The sequence below is a fragment of the Chryseobacterium sp. CS3K3.1 genome, from assembly GCF_059515165.1.
On sequence record NZ_JCAKRV010000013.1, the window covers coordinates 34662 to 61508 of the forward strand.

The window sequence follows — 26847 nt, forward strand, 5'->3', positions numbered from 1 at the left end:
AAGCATCATGTTAAAACCTGTTTTGCTGAACTTTTTTGTATCTTTGGCCGGTATAATTTTAAATAAGAAACATGTCATTACAACAAACTATTGAAAATATCTGGGACAACAGAGAATTATTGCAGAATGAAGACAGCCAGAAGGCGATCAGAGAAGTTATTTCTTTAGTTGATAAAGGGGAACTTCGTACTGCAGAACCTACAGAAACTGGATGGCAGGTAAATGAATGGGTGAAAAAAGCTGTGGTAATGTATTTCCCGATCCAGAAAATGGAAACTATTGAAGTAGGTCCGTTTGAATTTCATGATAAAATGCCTTTGAAGAGAGGTTATGCTGAAAAAGGGGTGAGAGTTGTTCCACATGCAGTAGCGAGAGAAGGTGCTTACATTGCTCCCGGAGTAATTATGATGCCGTCTTACGTAAACATTGGTGCTTATGTAGATTCCGGAACAATGGTAGATACTTGGGCTACAGTAGGAAGTTGTGCACAGATCGGTAAAAATGTTCACCTGAGTGGTGGTGTTGGTATCGGTGGGGTATTGGAGCCATTACAGGCAGCTCCCGTAATCATTGAAGATGACTGCTTTATCGGTTCAAGATGTATCGTTGTGGAAGGAGTTCACGTAGAAAAAGAAGCTGTATTGGGTGCTAACGTAGTATTGACCGCCTCTACAAAAATTATCGATGTTACAGGAGATACACCAGTTGAAATCAAAGGAAGAGTTCCTGCACGTTCAGTAGTAATCCCTGGAAGCTATACAAAACAATATCCGGCTGGAGAATATCAGGTTCCATGCGCTTTGATCATCGGTCAGAGAAAAGAATCTACAGACAAGAAAACATCTCTGAATGATGCATTGAGAGATAATAATGTAGCCGTTTAAGATTAATATTTTAATCTAATACCACAATCTTGAAAGAAAAATTTCTTAAAATACTATTAAACCCTAAATATATATTTGGGGTTTATCTTATTATATCCGTTGTTACTGCAATTTCCAAATACCTGAGAGGAGATTATGCGATCAATAACTATCTGATTTTTAAAAACGTATTCTTTAATACCATTCATCAGAAAAACTTATTTATCCATTATCCTGATCTTTATTTTGACCTGAACCATTATGGTGTATTTTTCAGTGCTTTGATTGCGCCGTTTGCCATGATGCCGGATTGGCTGGGAATCTCACTCTGGAATATTGCCAATACTTTCATCTTTATCTACGGAATTTATAAACTGCCGTTTTCAGACAGCAAGAAAGCGATTTTCGGATTGCTGTGTCTTCAGGAATACATTACTGCGGCATTAAGTCTGCAGTTCAATGTGGCACTGACAGGTCTTTTGTTGTTATCTGCAGTCTATATTTATGAAAGAAAAGAAGTAAAATCTGTAACCGCAATTTTAATAGGAATATTTGTGAAAATCTACGGAATTGTAGGATTAACGCAGTTTTTCTTTATTAAAAACAAAACTAAATTTATTCTTTCAGGAATTGGTATTGCCATATTATTTTTCGTGCTTCCAATGGCTTATTCAAGTCCGCAGTTTGTCATTCAGTGCTACTCGGACTGGTTTCAGTCTATTGTAGAGAAGAATAATGAAAATCAGGTTCTGGGAAATATGCAGGATATCTCTTTAATGGGCTTTGTAAGAAGGATTTTGGGAGATGCATCTATTTCAAATCTTGTATTTTTAGCAGGCGGACTACCACTTTTTGCTTTGCCTTACATCAGAATTAAACAGTATAAACACTATGCATTCCAACTGATGATTCTGGCTTCAACATTACTGTTTTTGGTATTGTTCAGTTCCAGTTCAGAATCTCCAACCTATATTATTGCGGTGGTAGGAGTGCTGATCTGGTTTTTCCTTCAGAAAGAAAGAACACCATTGATTATTGGATTGCTGGTTTTTGTCATTATTTTTACCTGTTTCTCAACTTCGGATCTTTTCCCGAAATTTGTAAAAGAGAATTATATCATCAAATATTCATTAAAAGCCGTACCTTGTATTGTGATCTGGTTGAGAGTGACTTATGAACTTCTGACTAAAGATTTTGAGAAAAATTACAGCCTGAATTAATACATATGAAGAAAATTTCAATTGTAATTCCCGCTTATAACGAAGAAGGAAACGTTGCCATGATCCATCAGAAAATTAAAGAAGTTTTTGATGGTTTAAACAATTATGACTTTGAGATCATATTTGTGAATGATGGCAGCAGAGACAATACTCAACAAAAATTAGAAGAACTTTCCAGTCAATATGATGAAGTGAAATTCATCGAATTTTCCCGTAATTTCGGACACCAGCCGGCTGTAAAGGCAGGTATGGACAATGCCCACGGAAATGCAGTCATTTCTATGGATGGAGATCTTCAGCATCCGCCGGCGCTTATTCCGGAAATGATTAAGAAATGGGAAGAAGGGTATGATGTAGTTTTTACCTTTAGAACGTATCCCAAAGAGATTTCTTTCTTTAAAAGAAAAACATCAGACCTATTTTACAAGCTTTTATCAAGCCTTTCAGATGTTAACTTAACGAAAGGCGGCGGCTCAGATTTCAGACTATTGGATGCAAGTGCTGTTGAAGTCATGAGAAACTTTAATGAAGACGATCTGTTCCTTAGAGGATTAACGAGCTGGATGGGGTTCAAACAAACAGGAATCGACTTTACTGCAGCAGAAAGACTTTCAGGGAAAAGCAGTTACAACCTTAAAAAGATGTTTACCTTTGCTTTTACAGGAATCACAGCTTTCAGCGTAAAACCTCTTTATCTGGCTGCGTATCTGGGCTTTTTATTCTCAGCGCTTTCAGTAATCGGATATGGAGCCTACGTGATCCATTCATTTATTGCCAAAACAGAGATTTCCGGTTGGGCATCTTTGATTATGACCATTGTTTTCTTTGGAGGACTTCAGCTAATCATCCTTGGTATCATGGGAATTTATTTAGGTAAAATATTTAAACAGGTGAAAGACAGACCTAATTATATTATTAAAAACAAAAATTTTTAAAATGGTTTTATTGAGTTTTGACATTGAAGAATTTGATATGCCATTAGAATATAAGGGTGAAATTCCCTTTGAAAAGCAGATTTCAATTTCACAGACAGGATTGGAGAGAATCCTCAATATCCTTAAAAAACATAATGCCAAAGCTACCTTTTTTTCCACGGTAGTTTTTGCAGAAAACAGCAAACATCTTATTGAAAGGTTGCTACATGAAGGTCATGAGCTGGCCTCTCACACGTGGTTTCATTCAGAATTTGAAGACAAACACCTGAAAGAATCAAGAGAAAGGCTGGAAGAGTTATTTTCGACAAAGGTGACCGGATTAAGAATGCCGAGAATGATGCCTGTAGACGAAAAAGAAGTGGAAAGAGCAGGGTATTCATACAATTCTTCTATCAATCCTACGTTTTTGCCTGGAAGATATAATAATTTAAAAGTATCCAGAACCTATTTCAAAGAAGGAAATGTGACTCAGGTGCCGGCGTCGGTTTCTCCTAATTTCAGGATTCCTTTGTTTTGGTTAAGCTTTCACAATTTCCCTTTGTTTTTCTACAAAAAACTGGCTTCGGATTGTTTGAAAAAAGATCAATATCTGAACATTTATTTCCATCCCTGGGAATTTGCAGAAATTAAAGATGACACCTTTAAACTTCCCGGATTTACGGTAAAAAACTCAGGAAAAGATATGGTGGAAAGATTTGACTCGTTTGTAGGATGGTTGAAAGAAAAAGGACATACATTTGGTACATTTCAGGAATTTCAAAAACAGATCCAACGATGAAGATTGCCTTTGATGCCAAACGGTTTTTCCACAATACATCCGGCCTGGGAAACTATTCGAGAGATCTTGTAAGAATCCTTTCCGAATATGAACCGGAGAATGAATATCTGTTATTGAACAAAAATAAGTCCGAGAGAGGGAAAGATATTCTGGAACGCCCGAATGTTCACTTTATTGAAACCTCAAAAGGAAACTTTTCACGTCAGCTGAAAATGGGTAAAGATGCCCAGAAGCAGGGCGCAGATATTTTTCATGGATTATCAGGTGAACTTCCTCTGAAATGGGATTCAAAGCCTATAAAAAAGGTTGTTACCATTCATGATCTGATTTTCGTAAGATATCCGCAGTATTATTCTTTTTTTGACAGGAAAATCCATTTCTGGAAATTCAAAAAAGCAGCTGATACCGCTGATAAAATCATTGCAATTTCGGAACAGACCAAAAGAGATATTATTGAATATTTAAAAGTTCCTGAGTCTAAAATTGAAGTCATTTATCAGGGATGTCATCATGCTTTTAAAGAACAGCAGTCTCCGGAATTGATGGAAACTGTCAAAGAGAAATTTAAGCTTCCCGAAAGGTTTGTACTGAATGTTGGAACCATTGAAGACCGCAAAAACCTTTTTAATGTTGTAAAAGCAATCAGCGGAACGGAAATTCCTCTTGTAGTTGTGGGAAGAAAGACAAAATATTATCAGAAAATAGAACGTTTCCTGAAAAAAAACAAAATGGAGAAGCAGGTGCTTTTCCTGGAAGGCGTTTCTATGGATGAGCTGGCTTGTCTTTATAAACTGGCGGATATTTTTGTCTATCCAAGCTTCTTTGAAGGCTTTGGAATCCCCGTTATTGAGGCACTTTTCTCCAAAACGGTTGTGGTAACAAGCAATACCAGCTGTCTGCCTGAAGCGGGCGGAAAAGACTCTGTGTATGTGAATCCGGATAACGATCTTGATATCCGGGCCAAATTAAAATTTCTATGGGAAAATGAATCTGAGCGAAAACGCCGTGAGGAAAAGGGTTTCGAGTTTGTTCAGAAGTTTAATGACGAACCCATTGCAAAGGAGTTGATGAATTTTTATCAAAAAATTCTTTGAAAAAACTTTGCATTTTAAAAATAAATCCTACATTTGCATCATAATTCAAACAATGAAACCAATATTTTTAGCATTACATCATTATCATCATCATCTCTGCTAGACGGAATTGATTGATATAAGTATGTGCTAAAATCAAAAATAATTAAAACCGTCTGAGTAAATAGGCGGTTTTTTTGTTTCCTGAATTCTCCTCAGAAATTTCAACAGATCAGTTTTTATTTGCTCGGACCCAAAAAAAGGCAAAATGAGTAAATTAAAAATTGCAATTCAAAAAAGCGGCCGGCTATACGAAGAATCTCTTCAGCTTCTCAAAGACTGTGGAATCTTTGTCAACAACGGTAAAGACCAGCTCAAAGTTTCAGTCGATAACTTTCCGATGGAAATCATGTACCTTCGGAACTCAGACATCCCGCAATACCTGGAAGACGGAGTAGTGGATGTAGCCATTCTTGGCGAAAATCTTCTGGTTGAAAAAGGTAAAAACATCAAAACTATCCAGAAGCTTGGTTTTTCAAAATGCCGTGTTTCACTGGCTGTTCCCAAAGAAATAGAAACGGACGACATCTCTTATTTTCAGGGTAAAAAAATTGCTACCTCTTATCCTAACACCCTCAAAAACTTTTTAGAAAACCAGGGAATTGTATCAGATATTCACGTTATTTCGGGTTCTGTAGAAATAGCTCCTAATATTGGTCTGGCGGACGGGATATGTGATATTGTAAGTTCCGGAAGTACTCTATTCAAAAACGGATTAAGAGAAACAGTCACTTTGCTGAAATCGGAAGCTGTGCTGGCTCAAACGCCCTGTCTATCACCTGAAAAAGAAGCCATTCTTGAAAAATTTGTCTTCAGAATCAAAGCCGTTTTAAAAGCAAAAAACTCAAAATATATTCTGATGAATGTTCCCAACGAAAAAATCCAGAAAGTAGCTGATGTTCTTCCTGTTTTAAAGAGTCCTACGGTGATTCCGCTTGCAGAAGAAGGCTGGAGCAGTATTCATTCCGTGATTGATGAAGAACGTTTCTGGGATGTCATTGACGAACTCAAAGAAAATGGGGCACAGGACATTCTAATTATTCCAATTGATAAAATGGTTATTTAAAAAAATCATAATGATAGATGTTGGTTAACACAAAGGCGCAATAAAAATGAAGTTGATACTATTTAAGACGCAAAGATTTTATCTCCGATAAAATTGAATACCATTTTAAGTCACAAAACTATACTCACGCACTTGCTGAAAATCTTAGATTTTCTTGCGCCTTAAAAAAGTAAAGATTTAAAAAACTTGCGCCTTTGCGTTCATAAAAAAATTGAATTATTAAGGTACCAGGCAGCTGAATAAAATAGCTTCAGCTATGATCTTAATGAAAATTAGCAACTTAAAAGAATCTTAATGGTTCAAAAAAAATTAAAAAAGTACAATGAAAATATACAGATATCCCACAAAAGACACCTGGAAAAACCTGGTAAAGCGCCCTGTCTTGGAACAGAAAGAAATTTCAGGTCTGATCACAGAAATATTTGCAGAAGTTGAAAAAAATGGTGATAAAGCTTTAATAGAATTCAACAAAAAGTTTGATAAAGCAGAAACCTCAATCTTAAAAGTTTCTGAAATTGAGATCAAGGAGGCAGAAAATCAGATTCAAGATGAATTAAAGCAAGCCATTCAACAGGCGAAGGAAAATATTTCAACATTTCACGCCTCTCAGAAACAGGAAATTCAAAAAATTGAAACCACAAAAGGAGTGGTTTGCTGGCGGGAAAATCGTGCTGTTGAGAGAGTCGGGATTTATATTCCGGGAGGAACAGCACCTTTATTTTCTACAGTGTTGATGTTGGCGGTTCCTGCAAATCTGGCCGGATGTAAAGAAATAGTTCTTTGTACGCCGCCGGATAAAGATGGCAATATCAATCCTGCAATCCTGTATGCAGCAAAGCTTTGCGGTGTTTCGGAAATCTTTAAAACGGGGGGAGCACAGGCTGTTGCAGCGATGACGTTTGGAACAGAAAGTATTCCTGCCGTGAATAAAATTTTCGGTCCTGGAAACCAGTTTGTCGTAGCGGCCAAAGAATATGCACAACGGTATGGAGTTGCCATTGATATGCCTGCCGGACCGAGTGAAGTTCTTGTGATTGCAGATGAACAGGCTGTTCCTGAATTTTGTTCGGCAGATCTCCTTTCGCAGGCAGAGCACGGAAGCGACAGTCAGGTAGTTTTTATCACTACAGATCTTAAAGTTTTTAATGAAACAATCATTGCTGTTGAGCAGCAAATCAAAGAATTACCAAGAAATGAATTCGCAGGTCAGGCCTTGGAAAACAGTTCTTTTATTTTGATCAATACGCTGGAAGAGGCTCTTGAGTTCAGCAATCTTTATGCTCCTGAACACCTTATTCTGGCCATCAATGATTTTGAAAAATATATACCGGAGGTTCAGAATGCAGGTTCGGTTTTTTTAGGAAACTATTCCTGTGAAAGTGCAGGAGATTATGCCAGCGGAACCAATCACACGCTTCCTACCAATGGTTATGCAAAGAATTACAGCGGCGTGTCGCTGGATAGTTTTGTGAAGAAAATAACATTCCAGCAACTTTCAAAAGAAGGGCTACAGAATTTAGGAAAAACAATAGAACTCATGGCGGAAGCTGAAGGTCTGTTTGCTCACAAAAATGCAGTGTCGATAAGATTGAAATAATTAATTGTTGGAAAACCCAAAGACGCAAGAGATTATAATGAGAAACCTTTTTAAGACGCAAGGATTTTATCTCCGATAAAATTGAATACCAAGTATTTTGATCTCTCACAGATTCTTCAAATGAGGAAGGCAAATATAAAAAATCTGTGAAATTTGTGAAATCTGTGGGAAAAATACTTAATGATCTGAAGATGTTTTCTTCACTATTCTTAATCACTCCATACATCTTAATGGTTTAAAAGTAGTTTTAAATAAACAATACAATGAAAAATAACAGTATCAAAACACTCGTAAGAGAAAATATATTACAATTACAGCCTTATATCAGTTTCAGGGACCATAATGAATTTAATGCTCCTGTCATGCTGGATGCGAATGAAAGTCCGTTCGGGGAATGCAACCGCTACCCGGATTCTACTCAGAAAAAGCTTAAAACCAAGCTTGCAGAGCTTAAAAACCTTTCACCTTCACAGATCGCCATAGGAAACGGAAGTGACGAGCTGATAGATCTTATTATTAAAATTTTCTGTGAGCCTAAAAAAGATGCTATTCTGATGATGAATCCGTCTTTCGCGATGTATGGTTTCTATGCGGCCATCAATGAAAATAAAGTTCTGAAACTGGATCTGGATGAAAACTTTGAAATCGTAAAAGATAACTTCTTAAAGATGGCAGATGATTCTTCACTTAAGATTTTCTTTTTATGTTCTCCTAATAACCCTACCGGAAACAGTGTGGATGATATTGAATTTTATCTTCAGAATTTCAACGGCATTGTCGTGGTGGATGAAGCTTATATTGAATTTTCAGGAAAAAAATCAAGTCTGGAGCTGTTGGATCAATATTCCAATTTGATTGTATTGCAGACGTTTTCCAAAGCTTGGGGAATTGCCGGAGCAAGAGTAGGGATGGCTTATGCATCTCAAGAGATTATCAGCTTTATCAATACTGTAAAAGCGCCTTATAATGTGAATGTTCTGAGCCAAGAGTTGATTTTAAAAACGCTGGAGGATAAAAACAGACTTCAGGGAAACGTAAACCGTATTCTGGAAGAGAGAACATGGCTAAAACAGCAGTTTGAAGGAATTCAATGTATTTCCAAAGTCTTTTCAACGGATGCCAATTTTTTCCTGATCAGAATGGATAATGTGGATCGTGTATACGGAAAAATGCTTGAAGAAGAGATTTTAACCAGCAGAAGAGATCCTGCGATTCCCGGATGTATCAGGATTAATGTGGGAAACCGTACTGAAAATGAAAAATTAATTAACCTTTTGAAAGGAATATAAATTATAAACCACTAAGAATAAATAAGATAAAAAGAAAAGTTAAGTTTCATTCATTTTAATGGTTAAAAAAATATAAAAAACATATGAAAAAAGTACTCTTTATAGACCGCGACGGAACGTTAATTATTGAACCGCCTACAGATTTTCAGGTGGATTCTTTGGAAAAGCTTGAGTTTTATCCGGGAGTTTTTCAAAACCTTGCAAAAATTGTCAATGAATTAGATTATGAATTGGTAATGGTAACCAATCAGGATGGGTTGGGAACTGAAAGTTTTCCTGAAGAAGATTTCATAAAACCACACGAAAAAATGTTGCAGGCGTTTGAAAATGAGGGGATTATTTTTAGTGATATTTTAATTGACAGAAGCTTTGAATCTGAAAATCTTCCTACCAGAAAACCAGGAATCGGAATGTTGACAAAATACATTTATGGCAACTATGATCTTGAAAATTCCTATGTAATTGGTGATCGAAGTACTGATATTCAACTTGCTAAAAATCTTGGATCTAAAGCTATTTATCTTAACAAAAACTTCAATGGGGAGGCGGAGCTGTCTGCAACACGATGGTCAGAAATCTATCAGTTCTTAAAATCCGGAATGAGAAAGGCTAAAGTTTCCAGAAAAACCAATGAGACTGATATTGAAATTGAAGTTAATCTTGATGGAAACGGAAAATCAGATATTTCAACCGGGCTTCACTTCTTTGATCACATGCTGGATCAGATTGCCAGACACGGAAATATGGATCTTACGATTAAAGTGAACGGAGATCTTGCCGTAGATGAGCACCACACGATAGAAGATACCGGAATTGTGCTGGGAGAAGCTATTTTAAAAGCCTTAGGAAAGAAAAAAGGTATTGAGCGATATGGTTTCCTGCTTCCGATGGATGACTGTCTTTCTCAGGTGGCTATCGATTTCGGCGGAAGACCGTGGCTGGTGTGGGATGCTCCGTTTAAAAGAGAAAAAATTGGAGACATGCCTGCGGAAATGTTTTTTCACTTCTTTAAATCCTTTACTGATGCTTCAAAATCCAATCTGAATATCAAAGCAGAAGGAGATAACGAACACCACAAAATTGAATCCATTTTTAAGGCCTTTGCAAAAGCCGTTAAAATGGCAGTGAACCAATCGGACGCTAACTACAGTTTACCTTCTACAAAAGGAAGTTTATAAATATGATCGCTATAATAAAATACAACGGAGGGAATGTAAATTCCGTTCAGAATGCCCTCAACAGATTGAATGCCGATTCTGTGATCACCGATGATCCCGAACAGATTTTAAAAGCTGATAAAGTGATCTTTCCGGGTGTAGGAGAAGCTTCATCAACCATGAAACTGCTGAAGGAAAAAGAGCTTGATCTGTTGATTCCTGGTCTTACACAGCCTGTTTTAGGAATATGTCTGGGCATGCAGCTGATGTGCGGGGAAAATGAAGAAGGAGATACCGCAGGAATGGGGATTTTTGATATCAATGTCAGAAAGTTTCCGGCAAAGGATATTGTTCCCCATATGGGCTGGAATACCGTTTCCGGCCAGACTTCGCCACTGTTTTCAGGAATTGAAAAGAGTAGTGATGTGTATTTCGTTCACAGCTATTATTGTGAACTGTCAGACTATACAACATCGGTTTGTGATTATATCCTGCCTTTCAGTGCTTCTTTGCAGAAAGACAATTTCTATGCAGTACAGTTTCACCCGGAAAAATCGGGAATAGTGGGAAATCAGATCGTTAAGAACTTTATAAATTTATAATCATGAAAATAATTCCGGCTATTGATATTATCGACGGGAAATGTGTCCGTTTGTCAAAAGGAGATTACAATACAAAGAAAATATACAATGAAGATCCTGTAGAAGTGGCAAAAGAGTTTGAAAGCTTTGGGGTTCAATACCTTCATTTGGTGGATCTTGACGGGGCGAAATCAAAGCATATTGTCAACCAGAAAGTTCTGGAAAATATTGCCCGTTCTACTTCGCTGCATATCGATTTTGGAGGAGGGCTAAAAACTCAGGAAGATATTGAAACCGCTTTTAATTCCGGGGCAAAGCAGATCACTTTAGGAAGTATTGCCGTTCAGGATCCTGAATTTTGTTTTGGAATGATTGAAAAATATGGAGCGGAAAAAATCATTTTAGGTGCAGATTGTGAAAACAGAAAGATTAAAACATCCGGATGGCTGGAAGAAAGTGCTCATGATATCATTGATTTTATCCTTCAGTATCAGGAAAAAGGAATACAAACAGCCATTTGTACTGATATTGCAAAAGATGGTATGCTGGAAGGTCCCTCAACAGGGCTTTACATTGAGATCTTATATAAAACATCCGTTCAGCTGGTAGCAAGCGGCGGTATTTCAGGCATTGCTGATGTCTACAAGATGAAGGATATCGGCTGTGCAGGGACGATCATCGGAAAAGCAATTTATGAGGGAAAAATAAGTTTACAACAACTTCAAAATTTTATTGAAAATGCTTAAGAAAAGAATTATCCCATGTCTGGATATTAAGGATGGAGCGACGGTAAAAGGTGTTAACTTTGAAGATCTTAAAAGCGCCGGAGATCCTGTGGAACTTGCCAAAAAGTATGAACGGGAAGGTGCTGATGAGCTTGTTTTTCTGGATATTACCGCCACAATTGAGGATAGAAAAACATTTGTAGAGCTGGTAAAAGAGATCGCAAAAGAATTGAGTATCCCTTTTACAGTAGGAGGCGGGATTTCGTCTGTAGAGGATGTGAGAAAGCTTTTGGAAGCAGGTGCAGACAAGATCAGCATCAATTCTTCAGCCGTAAAAAATCCAGGTCTTATTTCTGATCTGGCCCAAGAATTCGGGAGCCAGTGTGTAGTGGTTGCTATTGATACAAAGCAAGTAGGTGATAAAGATCTGGTGCATATCAAAGGAGGAAGAGAAGCCACTGAACTTTCTACGCTACAATGGGCAAAACAAGCAGAATCTCTTGGAGCAGGCGAAATTCTACTGACTTCTATGGATGGTGACGGCACAAAAAACGGCTTTGATATTAGGATTACAAAGCTGGTTTCAGAAAATATAAGCATTCCGGTGATTGCTTCCGGAGGCGCTGGTACCATTCAGGATTTTGTTAAAGTATTTAATGAAACAAAAGCTACAGGAGGATTGGCAGCCAGTATTTTCCACTTTAATGAAATAGGGATTCAGGATTTAAAACAACAGTTAAAAACTCAAAAAATTCAAATACGATGAAAATAGATTTTAATAAAGATAATGGCCTTGTGCCTGTGGTTATTCAGGACAGCAGAACATTGCAGGTTTTGATGCTGGGCTACATGAACGAGGAAGCTTTTGAAAAAACACAAGCAGAAGGAATTGTGACCTTTTTCAGCCGTTCCAAAAACAGACTGTGGACAAAAGGTGAGGAATCGGGTAATTTTTTAACGGTAAAAAGTATTGACATCGACTGTGATCAGGATACCATTTTAATTAAAGCCGTTCCGAAGAATGTAGTATGTCATACCGGAAGTTTCAGTTGCTTTGGAGTAAAGAGTCCCAAAGGATTTCTATATGAACTGGAAGAAAAAATCTCTCAGAGAATAGATACGAAGGCTGAAGACTCATATACTTACTCATTATATCAGAGAGGAATCAATAAAATGGCTCAAAAAGTAGGCGAGGAGGCCGTAGAATTGGTTATAGAAGCAAAAGACAATAATGATGATCTCTTTAAAAATGAAGCCGCAGATCTGCTGTATCACTTTTTAATTTTATTGAAAGCCAAAGGATTTTCAATGGAGGAGATTGAAGAGATTCTTAAAAAGAGAGGTCAATAAAGAGATTGTCTCAAAAGTCAAGTAACTTACTGAAGGTCTGTGAACGTAGTTCAACAACGCGGTGAAGAATCCCATATAGTTAGTTATCAATGAGATTCTTCCTTCGTCAGAATGACCAAAGCTAAGTGTTCAGAATGACACTTTTGAGACGCTTCCTTTTTTGTTAAAACAGGGAAAAATCATAAAATCAAATGTATTGTAAGGCATTTTTATACATGACGATTATCAGTTGATATTGATAAAATAAACTATATAAATCTTATTATTGGATTATTTTATTTAAATGTATTTATTGAATTAATTTAAAACTATATCAGAAGAAAGGTTGTTAAAACACCCAAAAATTCAAAGGCGGCGAAAATTGTACTTTTGTTTTTAATTATTCTAAATAACACTTAGTATGAATAAATCTATTTTCTTAATCGGAAGCCTTGTGGCATTTTCTCAAGTCGCTGCCCAGAAAAAAGATTCATTAGAACAGAACAGACTTGATGAAGTGATTGTAACCGCATCAAGATCTCCGGAAATTGTAAAGAAAACAGCTTCTACCGTCAATATCATCAACAAAAAAGAAATTGCAGAGCAATCATTGATTTCTGCAGATCTTAGTAATATCCTGGCTTACAAAGTTCCCGGATTAGCGTTTGGAAATAATCTGGTAAGCAACAGAGGGCAAACATTAAGAGGAAGAAATGTTTTGATTATGGTCGACGGAATTCCACAATCCAGTCCTTTACGTAATAACGACAGAGAAATAAGAAGTATTGATCCTTCGGTCTTGGAAAGAATTGAAGTGGTAAAAGGAGCTACTTCCATTTATGGTAATGGCGCAGAAGGAGGAATCATTAATTATATTACTCAAAAAAGCACTTCTGATAAAATTTTTTCAGGAAAAACGATTTTAGGATTTACCAGCCATGATCTGTTTAATAATAAAATGTTCAAATCAGATGGTGGCGCCGGATACAGGGTTTCACAAAGTTTCTTTGGAAAAGCAGGAAAGTTTGATTATCTGGTGAACGGAACTCTTACTCAAAGCGGCGTTAAAATAGATGGTGAAGGATTGGTTCAGAACCCACGATATGGATTGGGAGAAACTGCCGTCAATAATATCTTTGCGAAAATAGGATATGATTTAAATGACAACAACAGGCTGGAAGTGATGTATAATTACTATTCAAGTCTGCAGGATTCCAAATATATTTTGGATCTTGGAAAATATGGTGAACAGCCTTCTACAGGGAAATTAGGAGACAGAGAAGGAGTAAAAGAAGGAACTAGATATAATCACAACGGATATCTTAAGTATATCAATAAGAATATTTTCCGCAATACAACGCTTAACACTACCTTGTATTTCCAGGACTTTTACACGATTTATGATTACAGGAATGCACCGAGATGGAAAATAGGAGGACAATCTGCCATTTTGGAGAAAAAGTACGGTTTCAGAGCAGATTTTAATACTGAATTTGGAAAAGAAAAGGCATTAAAAGGCTCATTAACTTATGGTTTGGATCTCTTAAATGAAAAAACAAGTCAGCCATTAGTAGATGGAAGGATCTGGGTTCCGGAAATGAATATGCTGGCTGCCGCACCTTTCGTACAGGGAAAGTTATTTCTTACTGATGATCTGACGGTAAAAGCAGGCGTTCGATGGGATAAAATGTCCGTAAAAGTTCCCGATTATACTACTTTACCTTCTAACAAAGATATCCCCTTCAATGTAGAAGGAGGAAGATTAAACTATTCAAATCTGTCCTATAATGTAGGTGTGAGCTATGTAGCATTTGATTTCTTCCAGCCTTTCACTTCTTATTCCAGAGGATTTAATATTTATGATCTGGGCCGTGTGCTGAGAGATGCAAAAAGCAATGTTCTGAGTGAAATCAATACAGATCCTGTGGTTATTGACAATTATGAAATTGGTTTCAACAGTAAGATCGGTCAGTATGTGGATTTTTCAGCCAGTTATTTTTATAATTACTCGAAGTTGGGAGCTGATCTTGTTTCTGTGAATGGTTTCTGGACTCCGCTTCGTGCTCCTCAGTATATTAACGGAGTAGAATTGGCAGTGAATATCTATCCGGCACAGGGATTAACTTTCGGAGCTAATTATACCTATCAGGAAGGAAAAGTAGATGTGAAAAATGACAACAGCTACGAAAAATATTTAAGTGGTTTAAGAATTGCACCCGCAAGGTTGAATTCTTTCATAAAATGGAATGATAAAGCGCAGAAATTACAGCTCGGTGTTTATCACATGTATTCATTCGAAAGAGATCAATTTGAACCTGCTGCTTCAGGAAAGTATGATGAAGGAGAAGGTCCTGTGAAAAGTTTTAACCTGTTCAATGTTCAGGGAAGCTATAAACTGAATAAACTTCTGACCATAGGACTAGGAATCGAAAATGTTTTCAACACTTCATATTTTACACCTACCTCGATGTATACTGCTCGTGATGCAGAATATGTACGAGGAAACGGAAGATATTACACGGTTTCTCTTAATTTTAATTATTAATTTGAATCCTTTTTATAAAAAACTTGCCCTTTTCTATTCAGAAAAGGGTAAGTTTTTTTAGTGAAATTATATTTTATCTTTCAATCATAATATTCTTAACAAGGGTTTCTTCGCCCACTTTCAAAACTCCAATATAGACTCCGTTCTGAAGAGATGAAACATTAACGTTTCTTTCGTTATTGACTTTCAAAAGTGATCTTCCCAAAGAATTGCTGATTTCAAAGCTGAAATCCATCCCCTTAGCATCCGTTAAGTCAATATTAATCACATTATTGGCTGGATTAGGATAGATCTTTACAGCTTCCAGTGAATTTTTTAAAGCGGGTTTGCTCATGGTAGTGGATGCTGCTGCAAAATGCTGTAAGGCACCCACGGTTGCTTTCCCGATCTTGTATACATAAACAGGATCCATATTAGTGAAAGTATCCTTAGAGCTGTGAGGGTAAGTGCTTCTTATCCTTTCAAAAAAACCGGTAATCACTTCACCTTTCTGCTCAAAAGGAATATAATCTGTATCAGCAGCCGGATCTACGGCAGTCAGAAGAGGAGAGTAGAGTGCTGTACAATTTCTCAGTTGTTGTGTGACCGCTGCAGAAGCAGCATTATTACTGGAAACGCCTCCCTGATCTTCATCACAATATACGGTGGTATTATTATTTCCTTTCACTCCGCCTACCTGATCCAGATTGAAAACCAGTTTGATATCCAGTTTGCGGACACCTCCCTGATATACGACATTATTCACATAATGGCTACTTCCTTTTAATCCTTGTTCTTCACCGGAAAAATGAATGAACTTTATAGAATATTCAGTAGGGACATTTCTCAGAATCCTTGCAGCTTCCAGTATAATTGAAGTCCCGCTGCCGTTATCATTTACTCCAGGGCCATAGATGGTATCGAAATGCCCACAGATAATGACGTATTTGTTAGGATAAAGCGTTCCGGTTTTGGTAATAATTAAATTTTTCGAACTGGTACTTCCAAAGGTAAAAGGACTTTCTTCTATCTGACTGGCCGTATAACCGTAAGAAAGGTACTTGTTTTTGATCCAGTTCAGGGTATTGGTATTTGCTACCGAACCTGTTGTTTTTACCCCTAAATTACTAAACTCCTGAAGGTTGGTAGTAATATTGGTTTGGGTAACCAAATCCGCTCTGTCTTTATAAGCCTGAATAAAAGTTTGAGCTGCAATGCTCTGCATCATTAATGCTGAGCATAAAAGTGTTGTGAATTTTTTCATATATAATATTATTTTGGTGACACGAATGTAGTAAATAAATCACAACAAAGTGTTTAATGTGTTAAAATAAAATAATATTTATTATGAATATCATATTAATTATTGTAATTAACTTAAGAATATTATAATGCGGTTCTGGCAAAAAAAGACTCTTGAATAGCTTCAAAAGTCTTTTTATTCGTATTGTATACTGGCTTATCTTTCAATCATCACTTTTCTGACAACCTTTTGATCTCCAATTTTTAAAATTCCGATATAAGCTCCGTTTTCCAGGCCTGAAGCATTAATACTTGTTTCATTGTTTCTCCTGAAAATGGAACGCCCCTGAAAATCTGTGATTTCAAAACTGAAATTTTTAATTCCGGAGTCCGGAAGTTCAATATTGATAACATCTTTGGCTGGATTTGGATAGATTTTCACACTTTCCAACGTATTTTTTCCTATGGTTTCATTCGTTCCCAACGTGCCGGTGGCAACGGCGAAATGCTGCAATGCTCCCACAGAAGCTTTTCCTATCTTGTAAATATAAACAGGATCGGTGTTGGCAAAAGTATCATTCACTGTATGTGGATAGGTACTTCTTATTCTTTCAAAAAAACCTGTGATCACTTCACCTTTTTGTTCAAAAGGAATATAATCCGTATCAGCAGCCGGATCTACGGCAGTCAGAAGAGGAGAGTAGAGCGCTGTACAGTTTCTCAGTTCCTGAGTTACAGCAGCCGAAGCTGCATTGTTTGTTGAAAGTCCGCCCTGATCTTCATCACAGTAAACGGTATTGTTGTTATTTCCCATAACACCGCCTACCTGGTCGAGATTAAAAACAAGTTTAATATCCAAAACACGAACACCACTTTGGTAAGCCACATTGTTGACATAATGTTTGCTTCCCAGAAGTCCTTGCTCTTCCCCGGAAAAATGAATGAATTTTATAGAATATTCAGTCGGAACATCCTTCAGAATCCTTGCGGCTTCAAGAATAATAGAAGTTCCGCTTCCGTTATCATTGATTCCCAGGCCGGTAATACTGTCGAAATGTCCGCAAATGATTACGTATTTATTGGGGTATACCGTTCCTGTTTTGGTAATAACAAGGTTTTTAGAATTATAACTTCCTGCAGTGAAAGGATCTTCTGCTATCTGGCTGGCAGTATATCCGTAAGAAAGATACTTGTTTTTTAGCCATGTCAATGCATTGGCATTAGCTGGTGAACCCGTGGTTTTCACCCCTAGATTAGCAAATTCCTGAAGGTAAGTGGTAATATTGGTTTGATTTACCATATCCGCTCTGTCCTGATAAGCCTGAATGAAACTTTGAGCTCCAATACTTTGCATAGCAACAGAAGCGAATAAAAAAGCAGCGATTTTTTTCATTTGAGGAGAGTAATGCTGAATATTCCAGAATGCAACAGATGCGGAATATCCGTCAGACATTATTGATTAATGATAATTTTTTTTGTGGTATTTCCTTTATCGGTTGTAACAGTAAAAGTATAAACCCCGTTTGTTAACCCTGATGTATTTATTTTTTCCTGATTTTCAAGGTTTAAAACAGTATTTCCTGCCATGTCATTGACTTCAACTTTGAAGTGTTTTACTTTCTCCTGAAATTCCACAGTCACAAGATCTTTTGCAGGATTAGGATAGATCCTGATGGCTTCACCTGATTTTTGCACAGAGCTTTCGTTGGTACTTAACAGGTTACTGGATGTAGAGGCAACAGCAAAATGCTGCAAAGCTCCCACGGCTGCTTTTCCTACGTTGAAAACATAGACGGGATCCAGATTGGCAAAAGTATCACTTACGGTATGCTCATTATTACTTTGGATGGTTTCATAAAACCCGGTAATGGTATATCCTTTTGCTTCAAAAGGCATATAATCTGAGCTGTAAGCGTAAGAAAGATTCGTCTGAAGAGGTGAGTAAAGAGTAGTGCAGTTCATCAGTTCCTGCGTTACAACTGTAGAAGCTGCATTATTGGAAGACACCCCACCGGTATCCCGTTCGCAGGTAATAGTATTGTTGTTATTTCCAAGAAGACCACCCACCTGGTCAATATTTAAAACCAGTTTTATATCCAGAACCTGACTGCCATTTTGGTAAGCTACGTTATTGACATAATGGTTGCTGCCTACAAGACCTTGTTCTTCCCCGGAAAAATGAATAAATTTGATAGAATATTCTGTGGGAACATTTTTCAATATTCTGGCTGCTTCCAGAATAATGGAAGTTCCGCTTCCGTTGTCACTCACTCCAGGACCTACAATCGTATCATAATGTCCGCAGATAATAACATATTTGTTGGGGTATACTGTTCCTGTCTTGGTAATAATTAAATTTTTTGAAGTGCTGCTTCCGTAGGTAAAACTATCTTCAGACATATTATTGACAGTATATCCGTAGGAAAGGTATTTATTTTTAAGCCAGTTTAAAGCGTTATTGTTAGCTGTTGTACCTGTTTTTTTAATCCCAAATCCCGCAAATTCCTGAAGGTTTGTACTAATATTGGTTTGGGTAACCATATCTGCTCTGTCCTTATAAGCCTGAATAAAACTTTGTCCACTCATATTCTGAAGTGCAATTGAACTGAGCAAAAGAGCCGCAACTTTTTTCATTTTTAATACTTTCTTTAGAGATTGCTAATATAACAATTAATCATTATTTATTGTTGATTATTAAGTGAAATGTTGCTTATTTGCTTAATTTATTAACAATAATATGTGTTTTTATTAAATTTATCATTAATTTAGATTAAAATTCGCTAAATATATAAAATTTAAGTAAATTTTTCTTTTTTATTAAATATATTCAATGATAAATTCATGTTTTATTACTGCAGCTTAATAGAAAATACTGTTGATATTGCAATTACACCAGGATTCGACTCGTGATAAAAGATGAAAAGTATATAACAAAAAAAAATCCCGGGAAAACCCGGGACTTATATTGATAACAAAATCTATTCTACATTATTTTACTTGATCTACAACAGCTTTGAAAGCTTCAGGGTGATTCATTGCTAAATCTGCTAAAACTTTTCTGTTAAGTTCGATGTTGTTCTTTTTAAGAGCTCCCATAAATTGAGAGTAAGACATTCCGTGCTCTCTGGTTCCCGCGTTGATACGAGTAATCCAAAGTGCTCTGAAATTTCTCTTTTTCTCTTTTCTACCACGGTAAGCATATTGCATTGCTTTTTCTACCGCGTTTTTAGCTACAGTCCAAACGTTCTTTCTTCTTCCGAAATAACCTTTAGCGTGCTTAAAAATTTTCTTTCTGCGAGCTCTTGAAGCTACGGCATTTACTGATCTTGGCATAATTTAAATTGTTTTTTTGAAAAGGGCGGCAGTGTTATTGCTCTTGTTGGCACCGTTTCAGGGTTAAAATTGTGAATTTGTTTGAATTCTTATAAACCGAATATAGATTTATAAAAACTACTTAATTGCTAATTGACGTTGAACGCTTTTCTCATCCACTTTAGCTACGTAAGAAGTAGACGTAAGATTTCTCTTCTGCTTAGTTTCTTTCTTAGTTAAGATGTGGCTTTTGTAAGCGTTTTTTCTTTTGATCTTACCTGTTCCGGTAAGAGCAAAACGTTTCTTAGCACCTGATTTCGTTTTTAATTTTGGCATTGTTTTGCTTTTTTATTGTTTTTGTTATCAATATCTGTTTTGGCTACTCCTAAAGACATTAGGAATAATAGTGTGCAAAATTACGAAAAAAAAGTGATACACGAAAGGAATTTTTAATGTATATCAACAGGAAGGTCTTTTGGGTTGAATTATAAAGGCAAACCCATATCAATACGGGCTTGCCTTCAATGCTATACGTTCATAAAAACGTAATGATGTTCTTATTCTTATTATGATTTAAAAAACTCCAGAAGATCTCTGTTGATGGTTTCAGCCTCTGTAGTTGGCATTCCGTGTGGAAACCCGGGATAGGAAATCAGTTTTCCGTTTTTAAGAAGGGTAGCAGCAACCTTGCCAGTGGTTTCAAAAGGTACAATCTGATCATCCTCGCCATGCATTACCAATACCGGAACTTCTACGCTTTTAAGATCCTCGGTGAAATCTGTCTCAGAGAATGCTTTCACACAATCATAATGTGCTTTGATAGAACCGCTCATTCCCTGTCTCCACCAGTTTCTCTGAATACCTTCAGAAACTTTGGCTCCTTCTCTGTTGTATCCATAAAAAGGAAAGGTAATATCAATAAAGAATTGTTGTCTGTGTTTCGCCGTATTATTTCGGATATCATCAAAAACAGAGATGGGAACTCCGTTCGGATTGTTTTCATTCTGAACCATAATAGGAGTTACTGCACTTACCAGAACAGCTTTTGCCACTCTTCCGTTACCATGTTTTGCGACATAGCGGATCACTTCACCGCCTCCTGTAGAATGTCCCACATGAATCACATCTTTTAAGTCCAGCGCTTCAACAATTTCTGCCACATCAGAAGCATAAGTATCCATATCATGTCCGTAAGGAGTCTGTTCGGATCTTCCGTGGCCTCTTCTGTCATGAGCAATTACTCTATAACCCTGCTCCAGAAAGAAGAACATTTGGGCATCCCAGTCATCACTTGATAATGGCCATCCGTGGTGAAAGAAAACCGGCTGTCCTTTCCCCCAATCTTTGTAATAAATTTCTGTACCGTCTTTTAATCTAAGTGTGCTCATTGTTTCTTTTTTTAATATTAATAAATAGTGTGTTTGATTTTTATAATCACAAATGTAGATAGAAAATCTTCAGAATACCTTGATCTAAGATAATAATTGATTAAAAATTTGTTAAAAATAGTAATGTATTGTCAACACTCTTCAAAGAGCAAATAAATTGAAAATCTTTTTGTTATAAAGAAAAACATTCAAAAAAGTAAGGCAGCATACAATATACCTGATAATAGGGATTGCAGTATTTGACTGTTCTCTCTAATATTGACGATGAATATGAAACATACAATTCAGGCAGGTTTGATCATTTCTATGTTCAGTCGAACCTGCTGGACCTATTGTTAACCTGTAAATTTAAACCCTTATGCTTTCATCTGCAGACCTACACCTGGAAAGAGCTTTATTTTTTGCTGTCTTAATTATATTTTTTGGAGCAGGATTCCTGTGCACGCTGATTACTGTCATTATCAATTTTATACAAAAGAAAGATAAAAAAGCCGTGTATTACCTTCTTATATTTCTTATTTCAGGCCTTATCGGAGTAGTCTTAACTGCATTTTATTGTTACATGATCCTGTTTGAACAGGCCGAAACCTACAGGCCATAAAGAAGATGCAATGCATTATATTATGAAACAGACTAAACTAAAAACCACTGATATCAGGGATGTTTTTATACCGTCTCTATTTTTATCTTTGACCTAAAAATCTAATAAAGATAAAACGGTTAAATCTCTCCGGATAAACAATAATTTATAACTTTTATAGCTTTCTTTTTCACACCCGATTCAACGATAAATTCTTATTTCGAATAAACACTAAAAAACTATGGGTAAAAACACTAGCCAGATACAATGGAGTGAGGAAGAAGCTGTAAAAGTAATATTGCTGCGTATATTTGTAATTTGCAGCTGCTCGGGAGGCAACCTTAGGTAACAGGGAATGCTGTGATGCTTTCCGATATGTTAAAATTGAATGAATGGCACACCGGATTTATTTATACAATTACGATCAAAAAACAAATCAGACATTCGATACTTATCTGGGCGAGTGGAATTATGAAATTCCATTATTGCTGTATCCTCTGCTGGCAGAAGATATCAAAGTGGAAGGTGTTGAATTTTTCTCCGATAAAAACCAGGGAATTGTTCAGCTGCGTTATTTTTTCAATCTGCTGGCAGATACTTATCAGCTGCATTACAAGAAGGCTTATTACGAACCCGTTAATAAAATGTTCGAGTTTCTGGAAGCTTTACCTTATGACTCTTTTGTATTGAATGCAACAGATGTTTTCAATATGAACGAAGAAGAACATACGGTACAGGCAAAGGAATGGCTGGTAGAAATTCAGCAGAAAAGCAAGCTGTATAAAAAGGCTGTTAAAGCCCGGAATCTTTCGCTGCTGGATTCCTTGTTCTCACAGACAGGATATTCCTCATTTCTTGAAATTTTACAAACCGACTGGATTAATTACGGATTGGGATATTTTGAAGAGCTTGCCTATAAAAAAGCGGCATCTACTGTATTTGAAGAGAACGGGAAATTCGGTCTTAAAGATGCAAAAGGTGCTGTTTTAGCTCCTGCGGTTTATGACGATATTTTTGAAGCAGATGATTACTACAATATATCGGTAATTCAAAAAGGGGCTTTGTTCGGTTACCTGCAAAGTGACGGAAAAGAATGGATTTCTCCGGTGTATGAAGATGCTTTTGACGTATTCGATTTTGGGCAGGAACCTTTAGGCGAAGTAAAAGTGAATGGAAAATCAGGGATTTTAAAAATCTATTCAAATACCTGGATGGTTCCTGCGGAATACAATGCCATTGAAAGAACAGCCTATGGATTCTTTGGGGTAGAAAGAGACGGCAAATTCGGAGTTTACAGCGATGAAAACGGACTGGTTATTCCTGTTGAAAGCGAAAACCCTTATGAATATGATTATTTCCCTGAATTATTTTTCACCAGGCAAAAAGGTACCGGCAAACGAAAATATTATACAAAAGAAGGAAACTACCTCGGAGATTTTTTAGAAGGCAGCATCTCAAAAGCAAGTATCTGTTTCTGGGTCAAGCCTAACAAATTTGACAAGAAAGGCAGATTGATTGATGAAAGAGGCCGCCTCATTATAGACGAAGCAGATCAGCTGATCTTAATCGATAATTTTGAAACTCTTGCTGTTCGCAAAGACAAAAGCTGGAAGATCTATCATGTTGTAAAACACCAGTTTCTGCTGGAAAATGAATATGTTAGTAAAGTAAAAGCAGAATCCAATAGATATAGAAATAATGTCTTTATCCTGGAAACCAACGTAGGATCAGGACTTTTTGATGCAGGCAATGGAAATTGGTTAATCACTCCCCAGCCGGAAATTAAGCAGATTCACTATCTGGAAAATGGATTTTTATCTGTTCAAAAGAATGAAGGGTATCAATTGTTCGATTTTGAAAATGGTCTGTCAGCCCAATTGTATGACTATATTTCCAACCCTTTGAATTATAGAACGGAAGAAGGCTTGTTGTTTTTGTATCAGGGTGAAAATATGTTGAGGATGCATGAAGACAGAAGCATTCACCGGGTAGAGGCTTCCGAATATGGTGCCGTTTATCTGGACCGGTATTCATTCCGGGGAAAAGATCTGGAATACTTTACTTCCTTTTATAACCGTTGGAAAAGCCAGAAAGGTAAGAACGCCGAACAATTCATGGAGGTTGGAACGATTAAAAAAATGGCTTTTGACGAAAAGGAAAACCAGAATTACCACGAAGCACTTCGTCTTTTTGAGTTATCTGCTCAAAAGGGTGACATGGATAGCCTGGTAGAAATAGGATTACTGCTTACGGATCCTGAAATAGAATCATTATTTGATCCGCAAAGAGGCATTGCATATTACGAAAAAGCAGCACAACGAAACCATCCTGTAGCCTGGAACAATATCGGGGCTTTATACCACAACGGAATAGGGTATTCTTTTAATATCAAAAAAGCAATTGAGGCCTATGAAAAGAGTGCTGAGCTTGGTGACGAAATGGCTCTTGTCAACCTGGGTGATCTCTATTATTTTGGACAACACGTGAAGCAGGATTACAATAAAGCTTTGGATTTTTATCAGAAAGCTGAGAAAAAATACGCCTACAATTACGATAAAATCTCAGAAATCTATTACCAGTTAAGAGACTATAAAAACCTTTTGGTGTACTTAAAAAAAGACTATGATCAATCTTATTCCGGGATTTATTACGGCATTATCTACGAACATGGTATGGGAGTAAAAACGGATCTGAAGAAAGCCATTAAGTATTATGAACAGGCCAATACTTACAGTGCCTACGAATATGCAACACAACGTTTGATGTATTATTATGGTGAAGATCCGGTCTTTAAAAATGAAAAGAAATACCTGAAGTGGAGTGCTTTTGCTGAAAAGCATGGTTTCGAAACAGATTAGCAGGGATTTGCCTATATTTACGTTCCTTAATGGAATGCAATTTTAATAAAGATAAGGGTTTGATGCACAGGTTATTACTTATATTTACTTTACTTATTTGTCCGTTTTTTGTTCAGGCACAGGATGTTTTAAGCAAATTAGAAAGAGAATACAGCCATGCCTCAAACAATACGGCAGAACAGCTCAACCTGGCTCCCAAGTACGCTACAGCATTATTCTTTCATAATCTTAAGCCCAAATCTTACCAGATTTTAGATACTAATATTTCCCTTGCTGCAAAACAGGCGGATGGAAAGTATGCCACAATTTTGTATGCGGTACAGGCCATGAATTACCGGCTGGATAATAAAACCGCGGAGTCTTCAAAAAGCCTCGATATGGCAAAGGCCTACAGCTTAAAAACGAATAGTAATGAAGCAAAAGGTTATGTACAATATGCAAAAGGTTGGATTCTGGTACGCAATAATAAAACGACCGATGCTGTCGCCGCATACCTGAAAGCGATCGAATATTATGAAAACTCACCAACCACTTCCACACTATATGGAAGATTGGGCAATGCAGCGAAGGAATTATCTGCCATTTATTCTGACCTGAATGAATATCAGCTGGAAGAAAAATACAGCAAACAGTTTCTATTGTTAGCTTCCAAACAAAATGATCCCAATCTTATCTTTGATGCTTACATGCGGATGGGATACGTATATGAACAAAAATATACACAGGAGCCATCCAATACAGTGTTTCGGGATAAAACAGAACAGTATTATTTACAGGCTATTGCTACTTTTAATAAAAATAAAGATGCGATGCTTAGCAGAAACAGCCTTTCATATGCCGCCATCAATTTAGCTAATTTATATACTGGGTTTGACAGTAATAAAGCTATGCAATATGCTCAGTTAGCCAATAAAGTGAGCCTGGAAATTGGTGATGCTATTCACATTGCTTCTTCTTTTGGAATTCTGGCAGAATTGGCATTGCAGGATAAAAATTATGATTTAGCCAAGTCCTACTTTCTGAAAGCCTCCATGGAGATTGGGAAAAGCCCGGTAAGGAATCATATGATAGAATTGTCTATCCTTGAATCTCTATCCAGAATTAGTGAAGAGCAGGGCAATTATAAAGAAGCACTGACTTATTATAAAAGCTATGTTGATCAATACAAGAGCATTTACGATCAGGAAAAACTGGATATCACCAAAAGATTAGAATCCCAGTTTGATAAAGAACGGCAGGAACAGAAATACATCAAACTACAGCTGGAAAGCGACAAGAAAGCTCAGGAAATCAAGCTTATTAATATTTTGCGTGCACAGCGTGAACAGGTTTATAACAACCTAAAATTGGTAGAAGAAAACCAGCGTGAGCGACTGAAATTTTCAGAACTTGAATCCGAGAAAAAAGAACAGCAGCTTCGTTTGGCAAAACTGGAAACCCAACAGAAGAATAACGATATTAATACCTTTAAAAAGCTTCTGGCATTCAAGGAAAAGATCAATACGTACTACATTTTTTTTATTATCTTTTTCATTGTTTTGATCCTCTTGTTGCTGTATGCGTATAAGCAGCGTGCCAGGTCTATTAAGCGAAGAGACGAACTGCATGCTTTAGCCATGGAACAAGAAAAACAGAACTCCAAAATATCTACCCTTACAGCATTGCTTGAAGGGCAGGAGCAGGAGCGTGGCCGTCTGGCCCGTGATCTCCATGACGGACTGGGAGGTTTGCTTTCAGGAACGAAACACCAACTGTCTTATTTAAATCCTGATCAGGCTGAAAATATAGAGGAAGGAATTTCAAAATCAATTGAACAGATCGATGGTGCTGTAGAAGAACTGAGAAGGGTGGCGCATAATCTAATGCCTGATTTATTAACAAAATACGGTCTGGAAGTGGCTATTCAGGAGTTTGCTTCACGAATTTCCAATCATGCTCTGGAAATCCATACAGAGTTTATCAATTACAGCAATTCCATATCGAAGGAAAAACAGCTGGTTATTTACAGAATCATCCAGGAACTGGTTAACAATGCTATCAAGCATGCTGATCCTTCCGAAATTATTGTTCAGGTAAGCGAAGAAGAAAATCTGTTAAACCTTACCGTAGAAGACAATGGTAAAGGCTTCGATCATACAAACTTAGACGTTAGAAAAACAGCAGGTTTTCACAATATAGAATTAAGAGTCCAGTTTTTAAAAGGAACCATGAATATCACCTCCGAATTAAATATTGGCACCAGTATAGAACTTCAAATCCCTATTCATTAA

General features: G+C 36.9%; 22 protein-coding genes. 16 read left to right on the forward strand and 6 right to left on the reverse strand.

Annotated features, from left to right (window positions below; all coding sequences use genetic code 11):
• The first annotated feature begins 71 nt into the window (after positions 1-71).
• The 14 genes from AC5YGI_RS13540 to AC5YGI_RS13605 all read left to right on the forward strand — a co-directional run bounded on the left by AC5YGI_RS13540 (position 72) and on the right by AC5YGI_RS13605 (position 15218).
• Positions 72-884: a 2,3,4,5-tetrahydropyridine-2,6-dicarboxylate N-succinyltransferase gene (locus tag AC5YGI_RS13540; RefSeq protein WP_496168635.1), complete on the forward strand. Its 813-nt coding sequence runs from the start codon at positions 72-74 to the stop codon at positions 882-884.
• A gap of 29 nt (positions 885-913) precedes the next feature.
• Positions 914-2083 (forward strand): glycosyltransferase family 87 protein, encoded by a 1170-nt coding sequence (locus tag AC5YGI_RS13545; protein ID WP_330746299.1) that lies wholly within the window; start codon positions 914-916, stop codon positions 2081-2083.
• A gap of 5 nt (positions 2084-2088) precedes the next feature.
• A complete protein-coding gene (locus tag AC5YGI_RS13550; RefSeq protein WP_446105941.1) occupies positions 2089-3018 on the forward strand; it encodes a glycosyltransferase family 2 protein in 930 nt (309 codons plus the stop codon).
• Position 3019: 1 nt separating this feature from the next.
• A complete protein-coding gene (locus AC5YGI_RS13555) occupies positions 3020-3796 on the forward strand; it encodes a polysaccharide deacetylase family protein (protein ID WP_496168638.1) in 777 nt (258 codons plus the stop codon).
• On the forward strand, positions 3793-4890 hold the full coding sequence (locus tag AC5YGI_RS13560; RefSeq protein ID WP_496168640.1) for a glycosyltransferase family 4 protein: 1098 nt from the start codon (positions 3793-3795) through the stop codon (positions 4888-4890). The genes AC5YGI_RS13555 and AC5YGI_RS13560 overlap by 4 nt, the downstream gene beginning before the upstream one ends.
• Positions 4891-5137: 247 nt before the next feature.
• Positions 5138-5995 (forward strand): ATP phosphoribosyltransferase, encoded by an 858-nt coding sequence (gene hisG, locus AC5YGI_RS13565; RefSeq protein WP_330746303.1) that lies wholly within the window; start codon positions 5138-5140, stop codon positions 5993-5995.
• 322 nt (positions 5996-6317) lie between these two features.
• Positions 6318-7592, forward strand: coding sequence for a histidinol dehydrogenase (gene hisD, locus AC5YGI_RS13570; protein ID WP_330746304.1), 1275 nt, complete (start codon positions 6318-6320; stop codon positions 7590-7592).
• A 263-nt stretch (positions 7593-7855) separates the two neighbouring features.
• A complete protein-coding gene (gene hisC / locus AC5YGI_RS13575) occupies positions 7856-8881 on the forward strand; it encodes a histidinol-phosphate transaminase (protein WP_496168642.1) in 1026 nt (341 codons plus the stop codon).
• Positions 8882-8964: 83 nt separating this feature from the next.
• Positions 8965-10059, forward strand: a complete 1095-nt coding sequence (gene hisB, locus AC5YGI_RS13580) for a bifunctional histidinol-phosphatase/imidazoleglycerol-phosphate dehydratase HisB (RefSeq protein ID WP_330746306.1) — start codon at positions 8965-8967, stop codon at positions 10057-10059.
• A gap of 2 nt (positions 10060-10061) precedes the next feature.
• Positions 10062-10640, forward strand: a complete 579-nt coding sequence (hisH, locus tag AC5YGI_RS13585) for an imidazole glycerol phosphate synthase subunit HisH (protein WP_330746307.1) — start codon at positions 10062-10064, stop codon at positions 10638-10640.
• Positions 10641-10642: 2 nt separating this feature from the next.
• Positions 10643-11365 (forward strand): 1-(5-phosphoribosyl)-5-[(5-phosphoribosylamino)methylideneamino]imidazole-4-carboxamide isomerase, encoded by a 723-nt coding sequence (hisA, locus tag AC5YGI_RS13590; protein WP_496168645.1) that lies wholly within the window; start codon positions 10643-10645, stop codon positions 11363-11365.
• The gene (gene hisF / locus AC5YGI_RS13595; protein WP_496168647.1) at positions 11358-12110 is read left to right on the forward strand and encodes an imidazole glycerol phosphate synthase subunit HisF; all 753 of its coding nucleotides are present in this window, start codon (positions 11358-11360) and stop codon (positions 12108-12110) included. The genes hisA and hisF overlap by 8 nt, the downstream gene beginning before the upstream one ends.
• A complete protein-coding gene (hisIE, locus tag AC5YGI_RS13600) occupies positions 12107-12694 on the forward strand; it encodes a bifunctional phosphoribosyl-AMP cyclohydrolase/phosphoribosyl-ATP diphosphatase HisIE (protein ID WP_496168648.1) in 588 nt (195 codons plus the stop codon). Before hisF ends, hisIE begins: the two co-directional genes overlap by 4 nt.
• A gap of 400 nt (positions 12695-13094) precedes the next feature.
• Complete coding sequence (locus AC5YGI_RS13605; RefSeq protein WP_330746311.1) at positions 13095-15218, forward strand: TonB-dependent receptor; 2124 nt, start codon at positions 13095-13097, stop codon at positions 15216-15218.
• A gap of 73 nt (positions 15219-15291) precedes the next feature.
• Here the strand turns inward: AC5YGI_RS13605 and AC5YGI_RS13610 are convergent, their stop codons facing one another.
• The 6 genes from AC5YGI_RS13610 to AC5YGI_RS13635 all read right to left on the reverse strand — a co-directional run bounded on the left by AC5YGI_RS13610 (position 15292) and on the right by AC5YGI_RS13635 (position 21139).
• Positions 15292-16461, reverse strand: a complete 1170-nt coding sequence (locus AC5YGI_RS13610; RefSeq protein ID WP_496168649.1) for a M28 family peptidase — start codon at positions 16459-16461, stop codon at positions 15292-15294.
• Positions 16462-16656: 195 nt separating this feature from the next.
• Positions 16657-17892, reverse strand: a complete 1236-nt coding sequence (locus AC5YGI_RS13615; RefSeq protein WP_330746313.1) for a M28 family peptidase — start codon at positions 17890-17892, stop codon at positions 16657-16659.
• Positions 17892-19073 (reverse strand): M28 family peptidase, encoded by a 1182-nt coding sequence (locus AC5YGI_RS13620; RefSeq protein ID WP_330746314.1) that lies wholly within the window; start codon positions 19071-19073, stop codon positions 17892-17894. The genes AC5YGI_RS13615 and AC5YGI_RS13620 overlap by 1 nt, the downstream gene beginning before the upstream one ends.
• 354 nt (positions 19074-19427) lie before the next feature.
• Positions 19428-19772: a 50S ribosomal protein L20 gene (gene rplT, locus AC5YGI_RS13625; protein ID WP_002979659.1), complete on the reverse strand. Its 345-nt coding sequence runs from the start codon at positions 19770-19772 to the stop codon at positions 19428-19430.
• 117 nt (positions 19773-19889) lie between these two features.
• A complete protein-coding gene (rpmI, locus tag AC5YGI_RS13630) occupies positions 19890-20087 on the reverse strand; it encodes a 50S ribosomal protein L35 (protein ID WP_034694453.1) in 198 nt (65 codons plus the stop codon).
• Positions 20088-20317: 230 nt separating this feature from the next.
• Complete coding sequence (locus AC5YGI_RS13635; protein WP_454510618.1) at positions 20318-21139, reverse strand: alpha/beta fold hydrolase; 822 nt, start codon at positions 21137-21139, stop codon at positions 20318-20320.
• A gap of 972 nt (positions 21140-22111) precedes the next feature.
• Between AC5YGI_RS13635 and AC5YGI_RS13640 the strand changes: the two genes are divergently transcribed.
• Positions 22112-24577: a tetratricopeptide repeat protein gene (locus AC5YGI_RS13640; RefSeq protein WP_496168651.1), complete on the forward strand. Its 2466-nt coding sequence runs from the start codon at positions 22112-22114 to the stop codon at positions 24575-24577.
• A 62-nt stretch (positions 24578-24639) separates the two neighbouring features.
• Positions 24640-26847, forward strand: coding sequence for a tetratricopeptide repeat-containing sensor histidine kinase (locus tag AC5YGI_RS13645; RefSeq protein ID WP_496168653.1), 2208 nt, complete (start codon positions 24640-24642; stop codon positions 26845-26847).